Here is a 17,048-nt window from a genome sequence, read left to right on the forward strand (position 1 = left end):
GGTAAGGACTAAAAAGGGCTTCCATTTAATTGGAAGCCCTTTTTGGTGTACGCTGTGGAAGGGTACCACTACAAGGTGCGCGATCCAGAGAGGCTGTTACGATGCAAAACATCGTAACGGCCAACCACCAGCGCCCCGCCGCGCGCGCCAAGCCTGCCATTACGATGCAAAGCATCGTAATGGCTCACCGTGCTCACCGAGAATAGCGTAAACATCCCCCGTTGACATAGGGTGGGGGGGTATTGTACGATGCTAACATAGATCAATATTCAAATGCTTACCATTCTAAGGAGGACCTATACGATGGCTACTATTACACTGCAAGTGGAAGGAATGTCATGCAATCACTGTGTGAATTCGATCGAAGGAACGCTGCGGGAGCTGGGGGCTTTGGGACAAGTGAATCTGGCAGCTCAAACGGTCACGGTTGAGTATGATGAGAGCAAGCTACAGGTAGAGACGATCAAGTCAGCAATCGAGGAACAGGGTTACGACGTGAAGTAGACGACAAGAAGCAGTCAGCACGAAGTAACACCCAGAAGCAGTCAGCACGAAGTAACACCAAGAAGCAGTCAGCACGAAGTAACACCAAGAAGCAGTCAGCACGAAGTAACACCAAGAAGCAGTCAGCACGAAGTAACACCAAGAAGCAGTCAGCACGAAGTAACACCAAGAAGCAGTCAGCACGAAGTAACAACAAGAAGCAGGCAGCATAACGTAGACCCGTCTAAAGCAAGCAGTCCGGATGCTTGATATCTAGTGCAAGTCGTTTGAAGGGGAGATGCGGGATGGAGAAATCAACAGCTGCACAGCAGCAAGCGACGCTGGGCATCACGGGCATGACGTGCGCCGCTTGTGCGAATCGGATCGAGAAGAGCCTTGGGAAGCTCGAGGGTGTCGAGCAAGCGAATGTCAATTTCGCGATGGAGCAGGCCAGCGTCATCTACGACCCGCAAGTGACCCGGCTGAGCGATATAGTGAACAAGATCGAGTCGCTTGGCTACGGCACGGCGAAAGAGACGCTTGAGCTTCGTATTGGCGGTATGACGTGCGCGGCTTGCGCGGCTCGGATCGAGAAGGGGCTCGGTAAGACGGCTGGTGTCTCTAAGGCAGCTGTTAACCTCGCTCTTGAGGTCGCACATGTTGAGTACAATCCGTCCAGCGTCTCCGCGGCAGAGCTTATTCGCAAGATTGAGAAGCTGGGGTATACGGCTGAGCTGAAGGAGAGCGTGGAGGAGCGGCAGACCGATCACCGTCAGGATACGATTCGCAGGCTGAAGCGGAACGTGCTGTTCGCCGCTGTGTTGTCGTTCCCGCTGCTCTGGGCGATGGTTGGACACTTCGCCTTCACGTCGTTCATCTGGCTGCCGGAGCTGTTCATGAACGCTTGGTTTCAGCTTGCACTCGCGACACCGGTGCAGTTCATCATCGGCTGGCCGTTCTACCGAGGGGCGTATAAGGCTCTTCGTAACGGCAGCGCCAACATGGATGTACTGGTCGCGCTCGGCACGTCGGCGGCCTACTTCTACAGCCTGTATGTGACACTCACGGCAGGGAGCGCGGCCACACACGGTCAAGAACACGGACAGCATCAACAGGTCGAGCTCTACTACGAGACGAGCGCGGTACTTATTACATTGATTTTACTCGGGAAGCTGTTCGAGGCACTGGCGAAGGGCAGATCGTCCGAGGCGATCAAGACGCTTATGGGCTTGCAGGCCAAAAGCGCTCTCGTCCTGCGGGACGGACAAGAGCTGCACATTCCGGTTGAGCAGGTCGTTACGGGTGACATCTTCCTCGTCAAGCCAGGCGAGAAGGTGCCGGTGGACGGCATCGTGCTGGACGGCGTGTCATCTGTCGATGAGTCGATGCTCACTGGCGAGAGCCTACCGATCGAGAAGCGTGCGGACGATACCGTTATCGGCGCTTCGCTGAACAAGAACGGCCTGCTGAAGGTGCGTGCGACGAAGGTCGGCAAGGAGACGGCGCTGGCGCAAATTATTAAGATCGTCGAGGATGCACAAGGCTCCAAGGCACCGATCCAGCGCATTGCTGACCGCATCTCCGGTATATTCGTCCCGATCGTCGTCGGCATCGCGGTTGCCGCCTTCCTGCTCTGGTACTTCCTCATCGAGCCGGGCGACTTCGGGAGCGCGCTCGAGAAGGCGATTGCGGTGCTCGTCATCGCTTGCCCGTGTGCTCTTGGTCTTGCTACGCCCACATCAGTCATGGCTGGCTCCGGCCGCGCGGCGGAGCTCGGCATCTTGTTCAAGGGCGGCGAGCATCTGGAGACGGCGCATCTGATCGATGCCGTTGTGCTCGATAAGACAGGCACGGTGACCCACGGCAAGCCGGTGCTCACGGACGTCATGCCTGCCCACGGTCAGGCGGAGGACAGCTTCCTTCGGGCGATTGGCGCTGCTGAGCGCGGGTCGGAGCATCCGCTGGCCGAGGCAATCGTAAGCGGTCTGCAGGCTAGGGGCGTTCAGCTTAGGGAGGCTGAGCAGTTCGAGGCGATCCCAGGCTTCGGCGTTCGAGCGGTCGTCGAGGGACGCGAGGTGCTGGTCGGTACCCGCAAGCTGATGTCAGCTCAGCATGTGTGGCTGCCCGACGACGCGCTACAGACGATGACCTCACTCGAGGAGGCAGGCAAGACCGCCATGCTTACGGCTATCGACGGCCAATACGCAGGACTTGTCGCCGTCGCCGATACGATTAAGGAATCGTCCAAGGCAGCCGTCGCCCGTCTGCGGCAGCTCGGCATCGAGGTCATCATGATTACCGGCGACAATACGCGTACGGCACAAGCCATCGCCGCCGAGGCAGGCATCCAGCAGGTGCTGGCAGAGGTGCTGCCAGAGGGCAAGGCCGACGAAGTGAGGAAGCTGCAAGCAGCAGGCCGTAAGGTCGCGATGGTCGGCGACGGCATCAACGATGCTCCGGCGCTTGCTACCGCGGATGTCGGAATGGCGATCGGCACAGGCACCGATGTCGCGATGGAGGCAGCGGATGTGACATTGATGCGCGGCGATTTGAACAGCATCCCCGATGCGATGGAGATGAGCAGACGCACGATGCGCAACATTCGGCAAAACCTGTTCTGGGCGCTCGCCTACAACGTCATCGGTATTCCGATCGCGGCGGCAGGCTTCCTCGCTCCTTGGGTAGCGGGCGCGGCGATGGCACTCAGCTCCGTATCCGTCGTGCTCAACGCGCTGCGGCTGCAGCGTATGAAGGTGCGGCAGTAGCTAGGCAGCGCAACGGCTCACACGAGGTGTGCGGCGGCAGGTACTCACTCCGTTCACGCGAGCTCTCAACAAGCAGTCGATTCATGCAGACACTCTCCCCACTCACACGAGCCTCTAGCAGGCAAGTGTACCGTTCAGGCAGCTCCTTAGCACCACACATGCCAACTTAAGGGACCCGATGGCTTCTCACAAGCCAGACGGTCCCTTTTGAGTGTTCATGCCGCTCGTACTTCTGCTTACTCATCTCAAGTGCGTCTGCTGGAAAAGTTTATAAAAAGTTCCCTTCTTCTTTACCGCTTGTTCTACTATAATAGGGGTTGATCTAAAATAGAGATAAACAGGACGAGGAGTGTGGAAAGCTTGAGCGACATCATGATTGGTATCATAATGGGCATCGTGGAAGGCTTGACCGAGTTTTTGCCGGTATCTTCGACCGGACATATGATTTTGACGGCGCATCTGCTTGACTTTACGGGTGAGAGGGCGAAGACGTTCGAGATCGTCGTACAGCTCGGCGCTGTGCTGGCGGTATTCATGCTGTATTGGCGGCGATTCATCGGATTTCTCAATGTCAAGCGCAGCTTCACGAACGAAGGCAAGGTGAATCTCGTGCACATCATGCTGGCGATGCTACCGGCTGTCGTGATCGGTCTGGCGCTGCATAGTGTGATCAAGAAGTACTTATTCGGTCCGGAGACGGTGATCGTCGGCTTGGTCGCAGGCGGTATTCTCATTCTGGTCGCGGAACGGATGAAGGTGAAGGTAACCGCCGAGACGATGGACGACCTGACGTACAAGCAGGCGTTCGGTATCGGACTGTTTCAATGTTTGGCGCTATGGCCCGGCTTCTCGCGCTCCGGCTCGACGATCTCGGGCGGTATGCTGCTCGGAGCGAGCCAGAAGGCAGCGGCTGAGTTCACGTTCATCGTCTCCGTACCGATCATGTTCGCTGCGACAGGACTTGATTTGTACAAGAGCCGCGAATTTTTGTCCGTGGACGATATCGGCTTGTTCGCAGCTGGCTTGATCAGCTCGTTCGTCGTTGCGATGATCGCAGTCGTCACGTTCCTGAACATTATTAAGAGACTGAGCTTGTCCTGGTTTGCGTATTACCGCTTTGTATTAGCAATTGTCTTCTATTTTATTTTGTTCGGCTAAAAAGCTAAGATGAACAAACCGAAGGCCGTCGAAAGACGCGCCTTTTTTTGTGCTGTGGAGAGGATGGGTATTCGTTAGAGCGTACATTGGACCCGTCCCCTAGCCTTCGAATAAATGAACGGCAGGTAACAGTTGACTTTTACAATGAGAACGATTATCATTATCTCATAGCAAGTATGAGAATGGTTATCAACATCATCCCGTTCGGTATTATTATACTCAAAATTGACCATATTTAAAGGAGCTGCAAGCATGCCATCCATATTGGTTGTTGGTGCTGATCATTTAGGCAATATGCCTGATCATTTGGCGGAAATCGGGTTCAACGAAGTGATGCATATGTCGGGTCGTAAGTGTCAGATGGTTCGCAAGGGCATTCCGGATAAGGTGGATGCGGTGCTGGTGCTGACCGATTACGTGAACCATAACTTGACTAAAGTAATCAAGCAGCAGGCGAAGGATCAGGAGGTTCCGATCTACTATGCGAAGCGCTCCTGGTGCTCGGTGAAGAAAGCGCTCTGTGATTGCACGGATACGTGTGAGCTGCTGCAGCAGCGCGGCTCGAGAGGTCATTAATGAACGACGTACATAGATGCACATACATACCGTCTGGCTTATGCGCCGGGCGGTATTTGGCTTAAGCTGCTTGGCGGAGTCCAGTCGCTCCTTGCCCTGTATACCGATGGGGCAATTCGGCAATGAAGAGCATGTATATTATTTGCTATAATAGAGCTGTACGAGCAATTGAGCATAAAGGAGCCGAAGCCCTTGAAGAAGTTCATATTAGGTATGCTGTGCGGAGCGGCCATCATGGCTGCCCCTGTCGTCTATGCAGCTGATGGCGTGTGGGCGCTGTTGTTCCCGGTGAAGCTGCAATTCAATGGAGAAGCCCGCGAGCTGGGGCCGGGTTATCAAATATTAAATGTCGAAGGACATACGTACGTTCCGCTTCGGTTCATGGCCGAGCAGCTGGGAGCGGGAGCCTCCTATGACCCTGAGAAAAAGCTCGTGAGCGTCGAGGCCGAGCCTCAGAACGGAAGCGCGGCGGACAAGCTGGTCTGGGCGGCGCAATACCGGCTGGAGCGGGGGAATGACGGCAAGGCGGTGAAGGCTCTGTTCGGCGAGCCGTCGCAGCTGACGTGGATCGACAGCTCGAAGCAGCAGATCGGGCGGTACGATATTGGAGCGAAGTCCGGGTATAAGTTCAGCAGTCTGACGGCGACAGATATTAAGGGACTGGAGAGCGGGGATCTGCAGGCACAGCTGTTCATTCACTGGACAGCAGGCGGGCTTGTAGATCGCTACAGCCTATGGTACGCGAGGACGCTGCAGGACGGAGAGAGAATATTATTTACTCACAACGTATTCCCGGACGGATCGGTCAGCGGGGCAAAATACGAGTAGCGCGGTACGTCGAGGCTGGAGCGTGAAGCGTTAGGCTCCAACGGGTATATAATTGTCAGCAGGATGGACATCCTATATTTGGTTAAGGTTCAATAAACAATTTACCATTAGGAGGTTCATTATTCACATGCATACCCAGCAACGCTTTGCCGCTCTTGAGTTTCTCGAAACGCAGGAGGCGGTGCGCACGAAGGCTGCGCATATCGAACTGTACGGCGTTCTTTTCTCCATGGTGAGTGATCAGCACTTGAAGGACATCTTGTACAACCAGCAGAAGCGGATGATCGAGGGCTACAACTTCGGTGTGAACCTGCTTCAAGGCCGCGGTGTACAGCTGCACCCGCACACGCCAGAGCTGCGTGTATACGAGCGTCCGCAGACCGGTCTGCAGCAGCCGTCGATGCCTGCTCCGAACCCGAACGCTACGCAACTGAGCGACGTGTCGATCTCGACGATCGCGCTGAACCTGCACAAGGCTGGCGCGTCGATGTCGATGCAGTGGGCTTGCGAGTGCGTTGATCCGCAGGTGCGTCAATACCATGCGACGTCCGCGAACATTTGCCAAGAGATGGCTTGGGAGATGTTCCAATACATGAACTACCGCGGCTACTACCAGGCGCCTCAGCTGGCTGACCACACGATGCGCACGATGATCCAGGCGGTACAGCCGTCCGGTCAGCAGCAGCCGTACCAGACGCATTTTAACCACTAATACGAGTAAGACGTGAAGCCGGCTCTTCGATCTGAGGGTCGGCTTCGTTATGTAGGAAGGCAAGCGCCCCCGTCATGAAGACGAGGGCGCTGTGCTTATTGGAACGAGTCGCTCGCGATTACAATACGAACGTGCGGCTGATGATAACGAGCAAGATGAAGAGCACCAGAATAACACCTGTGGAAGTAAAGCCTGCAGCGTGGGACATATTGAATTCCTCCTCGATTGTCGTTGTAGGTATCGGGGCCTCAGTCCCGATTACGTTAACAGTGTATGGGGGAGGACGGCTGCTTGTTTGGGCGGCAGCCCTTCTTAGGCTGAATTAGGCGTTCGCCGAGTGGATAGGACTTGTATACTAACAAGCCGGGACGACGGTATGAAGATCTGTTATTCGTCATGCAGCTGGGACAGGGGCCTGGGTATTCGTACACTGGTTAAAAATGGACATACCTGCTACGATACGGTTACTACTATTATGAGTGGGCAGCCTACATGAAGTTGATGAGGGGCGTTGCCGCGGACAACGCTTCACGAAGGGAGCAGGCGCTCGATGAATCAAGCGGAGACGATTGCACTCGCACAGCGATATGCAAGAGAGGCACTCGGTCAAGACAGCAGCGGGCATGACTGGCACCACTCGGCTCGCGTCGCTCGAACGGCGGTGCAGCTCGCTCAGCTGGAGCAAGCCGATTCGTATATCGCCGAGCTTGCGGCCTGGCTGCATGATGTAGCTGATGAGAAGCTGAACGAGAGCAAGGAAGCGGGACTGGCTAAGGTGGAGCGGTGGCTTCGTGACGTGTCGGGTGCTGCCGTCGAGGACAGTGCGCATGTGCTGCGCATTATTGCGAATATGTCGTACAACGGCGGTCATAGTCAGCCGCTCGATACGATGGAGGGCAAGGTCGTGCAGGATGCTGATCGGCTGGATGCGCTCGGTGCTGTTGGCATTGCGCGAACGTTCGCTTATTCCGGTTGGAAGGGTCAGCTCATCTATGATCCCGAGCTGTGCCCGCGTGAGCAGATGAGCGCAGCGGAATATCGGCAGCAGCGGAGCACGGCGATTAACCATTTCTATGAGAAGCTGCTGAAGCTGAGGGATCTGCTGCATACGGAGTCGGCCCGCAGGCTGGCGGAGGAGCGTCATCAGTTCATGCTGACGTATCTGGAGCAATTCGCACGGGAGACCGGAGCTGAGCTGCCTGATGTGCTGCGGTAGCAGCAGTCCTATGCGCGGTAGCAACAGCCTTGTGCTATGTAGGGTAGGGAACAGCACACGGTAGCTTCGCCAGTTACTTACGGCAGCGTCCTCCCCTTCCTTCCTCCTTCGGCTTCGATCGCGAGTTCGACAATCGTGCGAATGGTGACGGATGGTGCTGTTCGTTATACGGCACGATTCGCGCTTATGTGAGGTGTTGCGCAGGCTGTCGGTTGCTGGAGAAGCTTGCCGTATACGGGATGCTCGGCTACCCCTATAAATTGACATTGGATGACGAATATATAAGTAAGCACGTACAGCTTGTCTATTACATAAAGGGAGGAATCAACGATGCAGCTGATGAATTGTGGAGGGTGCGGCAAGCTGCAGTTGGGACGAACGCAAGTATTATGTCAGGATTGCTTGAGAAGTCATATGGAGCTTGGCCGTCGTATCCGCGATTTCATGAGCAGCCATCCGCGAGCCACTGTCATCGATATATGCAGGGAGATGGGCGTCTCGTTGCAGGTCGTCAATGAATATACGAAACGGGCATAGTCATCTCGAGCTGAGATGGCTATGCCCGTTGTCGTTCTAGGCGATGGCGTGCTGCGGGCGATTACGGAGCAGGTGTGTCCACAGTGGAGGTGCCTGGGGTGACAGGCTGTCGCTTGATGCGGCCGAAGGCGAGCCATGCCGCAGCGAGCAGCGTTAAGGCTGCTGTGCCGGTAAGGGCGAGCCCCGCAGCGCCGTAGGCGGCAAGACTGGCAGCGGCGGCAAGCGGGCCTAGCGCTGCGCCGGTATCGAGGACGACCGTATAGGTCGTCATGTAGGCAACTGCCGAGCGTGAGGCGGCTTCGTCGGCGGCGAGCGCGTCGGTCAACGTCGTGAGCGCGGTGCCGGCCAGCATGAGGCCGAGCAGTGCCCCAAGCCACGCTGCGAACGGCAGCGGTGTGCTGAGCGCTGCGAAGCACACGGCAGCGGCAGCGAGCAGCAGTGTGTACAGCCCTAGGCGGTCGCCGTGTCGATCGGACACTCGGCCGATCCACGGGGAGAGGAAGGGCGACCATGCCCAGCGTGCGGCTTGCACGATGCCGGTGAGCGCGGCTGCTCCGAGGGACGCGCCGAGTAAGGCAGGCCAGTCGCCGACGGTAAGCCGGTGCGCAATCAACGGGCTGAGGCCGGACAGGACGACGCCGAAGAAGACGAAGCCGAGCATGAAGCCGGAGGCGAGCGTCAGCAGGCTGCGCGGCGAGCCAGACAGCCGCCGCGGGCGTCGGCTCGGGCTCGGCTCGGCTGGTGCAGCAGCGGAGTCCGTCTGCGCCGCAGGCTCCGCAGGTGCGGAGCCTCTAGGTACGAAGCGCCACGCGAGCGGAGTCGCCGCTGCCATGAGCACGGCGAAGGCGATGGCGATCGGCCGCACGCCGAGCACGTCGGCGAGCAGCCCGCCGGCCAGCATGCCGCCTAAGCTGCCAAGCCCCATCGTGCCGTTGTAGCGGCCGAGCAGCTGGCCGCGCTCTCCTTGCTCCGGTGCGTTGCCGAGGATGGCCAGATAGCCGCCGATGCGCAGCAGCGACCAGGCGGCGCCCCACAGCAGCCGCGCGATCAGTAGCGGTAGGAACCCTTCGCAGACGCCGAACGTCAGCGTCGTTCCTGCTGCAAGCGCGACGGCGACCGTCATCCCTAGCCGCAGCGGGATGCGGCTGTACAGCCAGCCGATGCATGGCCCAAGCGGTAGACGGATGAGCCGATTGACGGAGAGCAGGATGCCGACCTGCCACAACGAGTCGAGGCCGAGCTGTGAGCCATAGAGCGGCAACACGATATACAGCATCGAATCGCCAAGAAGACAGACAGCGGTGAGCCAGGCGATGGCTGTAGCTGTTTTTTGACTGGAATGCGGGCGGGGGGTGTCTGCTTGATGCACCAGAGGGATCAGCTCCTATCTTGGAATTAAGCTCTATTGTACGTGGTAAAAGGGGAATAAAAAGTGTAGAGTCATATTCAAATATTTCACCTTTTACCACCAAACAGGGGCACAAGGGGGAGAGCGCATGCGCTTGGAGCATTACTGGATCGAAATGAATAAGCGGTTCACCTCATTGGCAGAAGGGGAATGGATGCACGTCAGTCTCGAGGAGCTATCTGTGCAATTGCATTGCACACCGCGCAATGTGAAGCTTGTCGTGAAGCGGATGGAGGAGAAGGGCTGGATCGAATGGCACCCCGGACAAGGCCGGGGGCGGCGCTCCCGTATGCGGCTCATGCTGCCGATGGAGAATGTCGTGCTCGTAGAGGCGGAGCGGCTGCTGGCGGAAGGCAAGTTTCAGGAATGCTTGACGCTGACGGAGGGGATGAGCTTAAGCTCGGCTGCACAGTCGCAGCTGGATACGCTGCTGCGGCAGGCGTTCGGATACCGGAGACTGGAGGCAGGCGAGGGTGAAGGCAGGAGCGTGCTGCGCTTTCCGTTCTACCGCACACCGGGCAGCTTGGACCCTGCATATACGACGCGGCGAACGGAGCTTCATCTTGTGCGTCAGCTGTTCGATACGCTGATCGTGTATGATCGTCAGCATGGAGGCTACATGCCGGGACTCGCTCATAGCTGGAGCGTGAGCGAGGATGGCTTATGCTGGACGCTCGACCTGCAGAAGCATGTTCGATTTCACGATGGCACGCTGTTCACCGCCGAGGATGCGGCTTATTCGTTAAGGCGGCTGATGTCAGGCAGCAGCGTCGCCTCACCCTACGCTTCGCTCTATAACGTCATCGCTGCCGTCGAGACGCAGGGCGCTTATCTGCTGCGACTGCGGCTGCGCGAGCCCGCGCCTTATATGCTCGCCCTGCTGGCAGCTGCGCCTGCGTCGATCGTGCCCGTCCATCGGGCAGCAGCAGCACCGTTCGCACTGCAGCCGATCGGCACGGGACCGTTCCGCATTAGCAGGCCGGACCCGCGCTGCGTGGCGCTGGATGCGAACCCGCATTACTACAATCGTCCGGCGCTGCTGGACCGGATCGAGCTGTGGCAGTGGCAGCCAATGCGACCGACTTCGGTAACGGGGACGGAGGCGAGCGTGACGTCGGGACGGCTTAACTTTCGCCATTATCGGCAGAGGGCTTCAGAGCGTCTGGACCAGCATTGGCAGGAGGGGGAGCGAATCGACCGCGGCTGTAAGTACGTGGTGCTGTGTAGAAATGGCGACGGACCGCTGGAGCAAGCTCGCGTTCGGGAGAGGATTCACCAGATTGTGCACAGTGATGCGGCGGCTCGTCAGCTGGGCGATAACCGCGGGCCGCTCGCGACGTCGCTGATGATGTCGGATGAGGAAGGGGGCGCGGACCGGGCAGGCCGTGCCTTGTCCGAGGCTTGCCACACCGATGAGCATCAGCAGTCGCTTATGTCGCTGTCCGGTGAAGCTCATGCGGAGCGTCATTCGACAGCGTTCCACGGCAATCGTGAGCATCTGCTTCCGCTGGCTCGTCCGCTTCGGCTATGCACGTATCGCGGGGCGGGCGATGTCGAGGACGCGCAGTGGTTATGTCGAGCGTTGACGGAGGCGGGGCTAGCGGTGCATGTCGAATATGTCGACTACGAGCAGCTGTATAGGTCCGACGAGGTTGCGCTTCCAGCCTGTGACCTGCTGCTGCTCGAGCTGCCGGCGGCTGAGGATGATGAGTGGACGCTGCTGAGCATGCTGGCTAGTGAACGCTCGCCCATACGGCGCAGCCTGCCTAGAGAGCAGGATGAGGAGCTGCAGCAACGATTGAAGCAGGGACTGGCCGCCCCTACTCGCGAGGAGCGTCTTGCTGTGCTGCATGAGGTGGAGCGAATGCTGATCGCACAGCGCAGCCTCGTTCTATGGTACCGCTGGAGACAGATGGCGTCTTGGCCACCGGGGATGGAGGGCGTGGTGATCAATGACTTGGGCTGGGTCGAATACAAGCGGATGTGGATGCGGGAGGATCGTTCTTTTACATAATCTTAACCTGTAGTAAAGATCTGCTTAATATTCCCTCCTTATACTGATTGAGGACAAGCCTGAATCTTGGGAGGAGCATAACGATATGAGTATTAAGAACGTATGGGCACGAGGTCTCTTGACGCTTGCGATGGCGGCATCTGTCGTAACTCCAGTAGCAGCGGCGGAGCAAGCGGCCAGCAGCGCGACGAATACTGGAACGGGGTCTGGTAGCGTTACGGGATCGACCAGCATGAAGACGATTACTTTGTTTCATACGAATGACATTCATGGCCGTGTCGAATCGACCAAGGACAATATTGGCTATGCCGAGATGGCTGCTTGGGTGAACGATTACAGAAAGTCTCAGCCGAATACGCTGCTCATCGATGCGGGCGATACGTTCCACGGACAGACGATTGCGAACCTCGTGCGCGGGGAGAGCGTCGTGAATGTGATGAACGCAGCGGGCTATGATGTGATGGCTGCAGGCAACCACGATTTCAACTACGGAACCCAGCGTCTCGTGGAGCTGAGCAAGCTGACGAAGTTCCCGGTGCTTAGCGCGAATGTGAAGACGGCTGACGGCAAGCGTCTCTTGGAGCCGTATATGATTAAGGAAGTCGACGGCGTGAAGCTCGGCATCTTCGGCTTGACGACACCGGAGACAGCTTACAAGACGCATCCGAAGAACGTTGAGGGCATTACATTCGTAGACCCTGAGGCAGAGGCGAAGGCGATTGTCGCGGAGCTGAAGGATAAGGCAGACGTCATCATCGCGATCGCACACGTCGGCATGGACGAGTCGAGCGTAGATAAGAGTCTCGATATTGCGAAGGCGGTTCCTGAGATTGATGTCATCATCGACGGACATAGCCACACGGAGCTGCCGACAGGCATGGTGGAGAATGGGGTGCTGATCGCGCAGGCCGGAGAGTATTTGAAGAATATCGGGCGTGTCGATCTGACGATTGAGAATGGCAAGGTCAAGTCCAAGACGGCAGCGCTTGTGATGAAGAAGGAGTTCACCGACAAGAAGATCGCGCCGGACCAAGCGGTACTGGATATCGTGAACGCGGTGAAGAAGGAGCAGGACGCCGTGCTGAAGGAGGTCGTCGGTACGACAAGCGTGAAGCTGGTCGGCGATCGTGAGGTCGTGCGTGTCGGCGAGTCCAACCTCGGCAACCTGATTACGGACGCGATGCTGAGCGAGACCGGCGCTGACGTGGCGCTGACGAATGGCGGAGGTATCCGTGCTTCCATCGAGGCAGGCTCGATTACGAAGGGACAAGTCATTACCGTGCTTCCTTTCGGCAACTACATTCAGACGAAGAAGGTAACCGGCGCCGACCTGAAGGCAGCGCTCGAGCACGGCGTATCTGCTTATCCAGAGTCGCTGGGCGCCTTCCCGCACGTGAGCGGCATGACGTTCGAGTTCGATGCGGCTCAGCCGAAGGGGTCGCGTGTTACAGCGGTGCTCGTGAAGGGTCAGCCGCTTGATCTGAATAAGACGTACGTGCTGGCAACGAACGACTTCATGGCGGCAGGCGGCGATAATTATACGATGTTCAAATCGCAGCCGCTTCTGAACGACTATTCCTCCCTCGAGGAGTCGCTCATCACGCATATCCGCAAGCTAGGCATGATCAACGCAGCAGTTGAAGGTCGCATCAAGGTGAAGGCTGCTCCTGCAGCAGCTGCTCAGCCAGCTGCTGGTTCGACTGCAGCACCTGCTGGAAGCATGACAGAAGCTGCGCCAGCCGTTGCTAAGGCATACATCGTCAAGTCCGGCGATTCGCTGTGGAAGATTGCGAAGCTGAATAAGACGACGTGGCAGACGCTTCAGAAGCTGAACAAGCTGTCGAACCCGAACCTGATCTTCCCGGGTCAGCAGATCGTTCTGCCTTAGCTGGTTCGATTCATCAGATGATACGAAGCACCCCCGCATGTATCCGTATGGATACATGCGGGGGTGCTTTAACTTAGGGGGAAGCGGGTAGTGGTGGCGCCGTACTGCCCGGCTGCGCTCAGCCTAGGCGGAGTGGTCAGGCGGCCTCGGTTCCTTCGACTCGCTGAACAGCACCTCGGTCATCGTCTTCAGCTTCTCCATCACCTTGCCGTAGCCGAAGCCGACGAGGAAGGCGATGCCGATCTTAGCCTGAACGGTGGAGCCGGTCTGCAGCAGAAGAATACCGCTCTGGAACAGAATAATGGTCATCACCGCCGCTCCAGCACACGTGATCGGCCGCAGCAAGTAGTACAGCACCCACCGCTTGCTGAAGCGGTCGTAGAACTCGTGGAACAGACGCAGCGCATACAGCGTGCCGCCAATCGCTCCTGCCAGTCCGTAGTACACATAAGGCTTAAAGCTGACGAGCGGAACGCCCAGCAGGTGCGTGATCGCCTCGCTCTTCACCAAGGCGCCGATCCAGAACGAGCCGACGAACCAGACGACTAAATAGACCGTGATCGTATGCTTCAGCCATGGAGGGGTGGAGGGCATGGTGAGTATCCCCTTTCTATTTCCGTACGTTCGCTGCTTGAGATGAACGGCTTGGAGCAAGCAGACGTCTTACTAGGTATATATGCACAGACGTGCGAGGCTACAACTATCGGATGACTTGAATAGGAGAGGGAGTATGGCTGCACCAGTTAGCCCAGTTGCACGAACGTATTTGTATTCATATTCCTATAAATAAAGCAGGTGAGGCCTGAATGTCTGAATCACTAGAAGAAAAGGTTGAACGGCTGGAACTATACGTACATTTATTGCGTGATATTGCACTCGAACCGGAACAATACCGACTCTGGGACTGGATTATTGTACATGGCTTAAATGGGGAGCAGTATAAGCAAATTAAAGCGATCTTAAAAAAGCACGTATTACTTCTTGGAAGCCTAAAAGATGGCGAAGAGCCTTCTTTTGAGGAGATTTCCAGCGAATTAATGAAGGTACTTTCCCCAAGTGAGTACCTTGCTAATGAAAGAGGAGTCATGCAACTATTGAGAAACGCTGTTAAGATGACCCCATTTGAATCCTTGCAGTACTATCTCGACAAGAGCGAACAGGTATAGAAACACGAAAGGCTGCTTCATGTGAGGCAGTCTTTCGTGTGCTTATCAATTCATATCAATCATACACGTACTGTGGGGGAGGGGGGGATATTACGAAAACTTACTTTACTTTGGTAACGCATTAATGTATTATCTAGTTAATTGAACAGAGAGTGAGAACAGCTTAGATATCGCGTGTTCATCGTAATCGAATTGATCATCTAGGAGGCTCGGAAGCGATGCGTAGAATCATGGAGACAACGGAGAAGGTTCGAATAGCCGGACGCGCACAACCGAACGGTTGTGAAGCGGAGGGGGCAGCAGGTACAGCGCTGCAGGGCCAGCTGCATGAGCAGGTCGAGGCTGAGCCGCAGTCCGGCATTCGCCCGCGTCGCGTGCTCGACCGTCTCACGCCTTACTCTGCTGGCAAGCCGATCTGGGAGGTGCAGCAGGAGCTCGGCTTGAAGCGGGTCGTGAAGCTGGCCTCGAACGAGAACCCGCTCGGCCCTTCACCGATGGCGATTGCTGCTATGCAGGACGCGTTAGGTGAGCTGCACCGCTATCCGGATACCCGAGCGAACCGGCTGCGCGCTACGCTGTCCGACGTATGGATGCTCAGGCCCGAGCAGATGATCGTGACCAATGGAGGGGATGAGCTCGTGACGCTGCTGTCCGAGACGTTCCTGGAGCCAGGGGATGAGGTTATCGTCCCAGCGCCGACGTTCAGCGAATACGAGTTCGGGGCTCATCTGATGGACGCAGCGGTTGTCACCGTTCCGCTATCTGAGAGCTTCCGCTATAGCGCATCTGAATTGCTGGCTGCCGTCACGCCGCGCACGAAGCTCGTATGGCTCTGCTCCCCGAACAATCCGACGGGGACGTACATCCCGAAGCCGGAGCTGGAGCGGCTGCTTGCTGAGCTGCCTCCGCGTGTGCTGCTTGTCTACGATTCAGCTTACTGCCACTTCGCGTCAGCGGATGACTATACGAGCGGACTCGAGTATGTGCGGCAAGGACGGTCGATTCTCGTGCTGCAGACGTTCTCCAAGGCGTATGGGCTGGCAGGCATCCGCGTCGGTTTCGGTGCAGCACCGGAGTCCATCATTCGTCGCATGATGCAGGTGAAGGAGCCGTTCAATGTGAACGCGCTCGCCCAGACCGCAGCGGAGGCGGCCGTTCGGGACTGGATGCACGTCGCGCGGACGGTGGAGCACAATGCGCTAGGTCGTGAGCAGTTATATGCCGCATTCGACAGACAAGGTCTTCCGTATACGAGAAGCATGGCGAACTTTGTACTAGTGGAGCTCGGTGAGCGTGCGGAGGAGCTGTATCAGGCGTTGATGGCTAGAGGCGTCATCGTCCGCTACGGCGGGGCTTGGGGGCTGCCCAGCCACATTCGCGTATCGGTAGGCACCGAGGAGGAGAATGCGTTCTTTATCGAGAGTCTGGAAGCCGTGCGGACCGAGACCGAGGCGGGCTGCAACAGCACGCAGTAAGCGATGGAGGCGGTACAGACAGAAGACTCGAGGAATGAAGGAGGAGCGCCAGACTTGGAAGTCGGAGACTTCATCCTGTAGAGCCCAGCTGTACGACCTTCGTCCCCCTCTCTTGAGAAAAAAAGAACGGAGCACGCGTTACGCGCTTGCTCCGTTCATGATTATAGTCCTTAACAGCGTATGTGTAACGGCGATCGGTTAGAACCTGCTGTTAGGAGGTGCTCCCGCACGCTACAGCTTCGGCTCGGCATGGCATTTCCGACAAACCGGATAGTACGAATCGTTGCCGCCGATCTGAATCTGCTCGCCGGTATAGATCGGCTTGCCGTCCTCATCGACCCGCAGGTTCATAATCGCCTTGCGCTCGCAGAACCAGCAGATCGTCTTCATCTCTTCAATTTTATCGGCATACAGCAGCATATATTGGCTGCCCTCGAACAGCTCGTTGCGGAAGTCGTTCTTCAGCCCGAAGCCCATGACCGGAATGCGGAGCTCGTCCACGATACGTGCCAGCTGCAGGATGTGACCCTTCCCCAGAAACTGTACCTCATCGACCAGGATGCACGATACTTTGGACGGATGCTCCTTCACTCGCGTGAAGACGTCCGTATCGGTATAGATCGGGATCGCCTCGCGCCGAAGTCCGATCCGTGAGGAGACGTATCCGACCTCATCCCTGTCATCGATCGCCGAGGTGAAGATGAGTACCGATTTATTTTGCTCCTCGTAATTGTGAGCGACCTTCAAGATTTCAATCGACTTGCCGCTATTCATTGCACCGTAACGAAAATATAATTGGGCCATGACCCCGCCACCCTTTTC

General features: G+C 57.1%; 16 protein-coding genes and 1 pseudogene. 12 read left to right on the top strand and 5 right to left on the bottom strand.

The window, feature by feature from the left end; all coding sequences use genetic code 11:
* Nucleotides 1-303 precede the first annotated feature (303 nt).
* The 6 genes from PAE68_RS04265 (at nt 304) to PAE68_RS04290 (ending at nt 6,522) form a co-directional block, all read left to right on the top strand.
* Complete coding sequence (locus tag PAE68_RS04265; protein WP_281884413.1) at nt 304-504, top strand: copper ion binding protein; 201 nt, start codon at nt 304-306, stop codon at nt 502-504.
* 284 nt (nt 505-788) lie between these two features.
* Nucleotides 789-3,248: a heavy metal translocating P-type ATPase gene (locus tag PAE68_RS04270; protein WP_281884415.1), complete on the top strand. Its 2,460-nt coding sequence runs from the start codon at nt 789-791 to the stop codon at nt 3,246-3,248.
* Between the two features lie 360 nt (nt 3,249-3,608).
* Complete coding sequence (bacA, locus tag PAE68_RS04275; protein WP_281884417.1) at nt 3,609-4,406, top strand: undecaprenyl-diphosphate phosphatase; 798 nt, start codon at nt 3,609-3,611, stop codon at nt 4,404-4,406.
* A 252-nt stretch (nt 4,407-4,658) separates the two neighbouring features.
* Nucleotides 4,659-4,982: a DUF2325 domain-containing protein gene (locus tag PAE68_RS04280; protein WP_281884419.1), complete on the top strand. Its 324-nt coding sequence runs from the start codon at nt 4,659-4,661 to the stop codon at nt 4,980-4,982.
* 192 nt (nt 4,983-5,174) lie between these two features.
* On the top strand, nt 5,175-5,810 hold the full coding sequence (locus PAE68_RS04285) for a stalk domain-containing protein (RefSeq protein ID WP_281884421.1): 636 nt from the start codon (nt 5,175-5,177) through the stop codon (nt 5,808-5,810).
* 127 nt (nt 5,811-5,937) lie between these two features.
* Complete coding sequence (locus PAE68_RS04290) at nt 5,938-6,522, top strand: spore coat protein (protein WP_281884424.1); 585 nt, start codon at nt 5,938-5,940, stop codon at nt 6,520-6,522.
* Nucleotides 6,523-6,640: 118 nt separating this feature from the next.
* Here PAE68_RS04290 and PAE68_RS04295 read toward each other — a convergent pair whose 3' ends face one another.
* On the bottom strand, nt 6,641-6,730 hold the full coding sequence (locus PAE68_RS04295; RefSeq protein ID WP_281884426.1) for a YjcZ family sporulation protein: 90 nt from the start codon (nt 6,728-6,730) through the stop codon (nt 6,641-6,643).
* A gap of 342 nt (nt 6,731-7,072) precedes the next feature.
* Here PAE68_RS04295 and PAE68_RS04300 point away from each other — a divergent pair, with 342 nt between their 5' ends.
* Together PAE68_RS04300 and PAE68_RS04305 are read left to right on the top strand one after the other, a co-directional pair.
* Nucleotides 7,073-7,738 carry an HD domain-containing protein gene (locus tag PAE68_RS04300; protein WP_281884428.1) on the top strand — a complete coding sequence of 222 codons (666 nt, stop codon included), beginning with the start codon at nt 7,073-7,075 and terminating at the stop codon, nt 7,736-7,738.
* A gap of 330 nt (nt 7,739-8,068) precedes the next feature.
* Entirely contained in the window at nt 8,069-8,275 is a 207-nt protein-coding gene (locus PAE68_RS04305; RefSeq protein ID WP_281884430.1) for a hypothetical protein, read from the top strand.
* Between the two features lie 61 nt (nt 8,276-8,336).
* On the opposite strand, the gene PAE68_RS04310 is transcribed toward PAE68_RS04305, so the two are convergent.
* Nucleotides 8,337-8,753, bottom strand: coding sequence for a hypothetical protein (locus tag PAE68_RS04310; RefSeq protein WP_281884432.1), 417 nt, complete (start codon nt 8,751-8,753; stop codon nt 8,337-8,339).
* Nucleotides 8,754-8,861: 108 nt separating this feature from the next.
* Nucleotides 8,862-9,551 (bottom strand): annotated as a pseudogene (locus PAE68_RS22760) (MFS transporter); the annotation flags it as partial.
* A gap of 220 nt (nt 9,552-9,771) precedes the next feature.
* Here PAE68_RS22760 and PAE68_RS04325 point away from each other — a divergent pair.
* Complete coding sequence (locus PAE68_RS04325; RefSeq protein ID WP_281884440.1) at nt 9,772-11,697, top strand: ABC transporter substrate-binding protein; 1,926 nt, start codon at nt 9,772-9,774, stop codon at nt 11,695-11,697.
* Nucleotides 11,698-11,782: 85 nt separating this feature from the next.
* The gene (locus tag PAE68_RS04330) at nt 11,783-13,585 is read left to right on the top strand and encodes a 5'-nucleotidase C-terminal domain-containing protein (RefSeq protein WP_281884442.1); all 1,803 of its coding nucleotides are present in this window, start codon (nt 11,783-11,785) and stop codon (nt 13,583-13,585) included.
* Nucleotides 13,586-13,708: 123 nt separating this feature from the next.
* Here the strand turns inward: PAE68_RS04330 and PAE68_RS04335 are convergent, their stop codons facing one another.
* Nucleotides 13,709-14,179 (bottom strand): hypothetical protein, encoded by a 471-nt coding sequence (locus PAE68_RS04335; RefSeq protein ID WP_281884444.1) that lies wholly within the window; start codon nt 14,177-14,179, stop codon nt 13,709-13,711.
* A gap of 212 nt (nt 14,180-14,391) precedes the next feature.
* Here PAE68_RS04335 and PAE68_RS04340 point away from each other — a divergent pair, with 212 nt between their 5' ends.
* Both PAE68_RS04340 and hisC read left to right on the top strand, forming a co-directional pair.
* Nucleotides 14,392-14,751 carry a hypothetical protein gene (locus tag PAE68_RS04340; protein WP_281884446.1) on the top strand — a complete coding sequence of 120 codons (360 nt, stop codon included), beginning with the start codon at nt 14,392-14,394 and terminating at the stop codon, nt 14,749-14,751.
* A gap of 218 nt (nt 14,752-14,969) precedes the next feature.
* Entirely contained in the window at nt 14,970-16,226 is a 1,257-nt protein-coding gene (hisC, locus tag PAE68_RS04345) for a histidinol-phosphate transaminase (RefSeq protein ID WP_281884448.1), read from the top strand.
* Between the two features lie 231 nt (nt 16,227-16,457).
* Here the strand turns inward: hisC and PAE68_RS04350 are convergent, their stop codons facing one another.
* Nucleotides 16,458-17,030, bottom strand: coding sequence for a thymidine kinase (locus PAE68_RS04350; RefSeq protein WP_281884451.1), 573 nt, complete (start codon nt 17,028-17,030; stop codon nt 16,458-16,460).
* Between the last annotated feature and the right edge of the window lie 18 nt (nt 17,031-17,048).

This window comes from Paenibacillus sp. YYML68 (assembly GCF_027923405.1).
GTDB lineage: Bacteria > Bacillota > Bacilli > Paenibacillales > NBRC-103111 > Paenibacillus_G.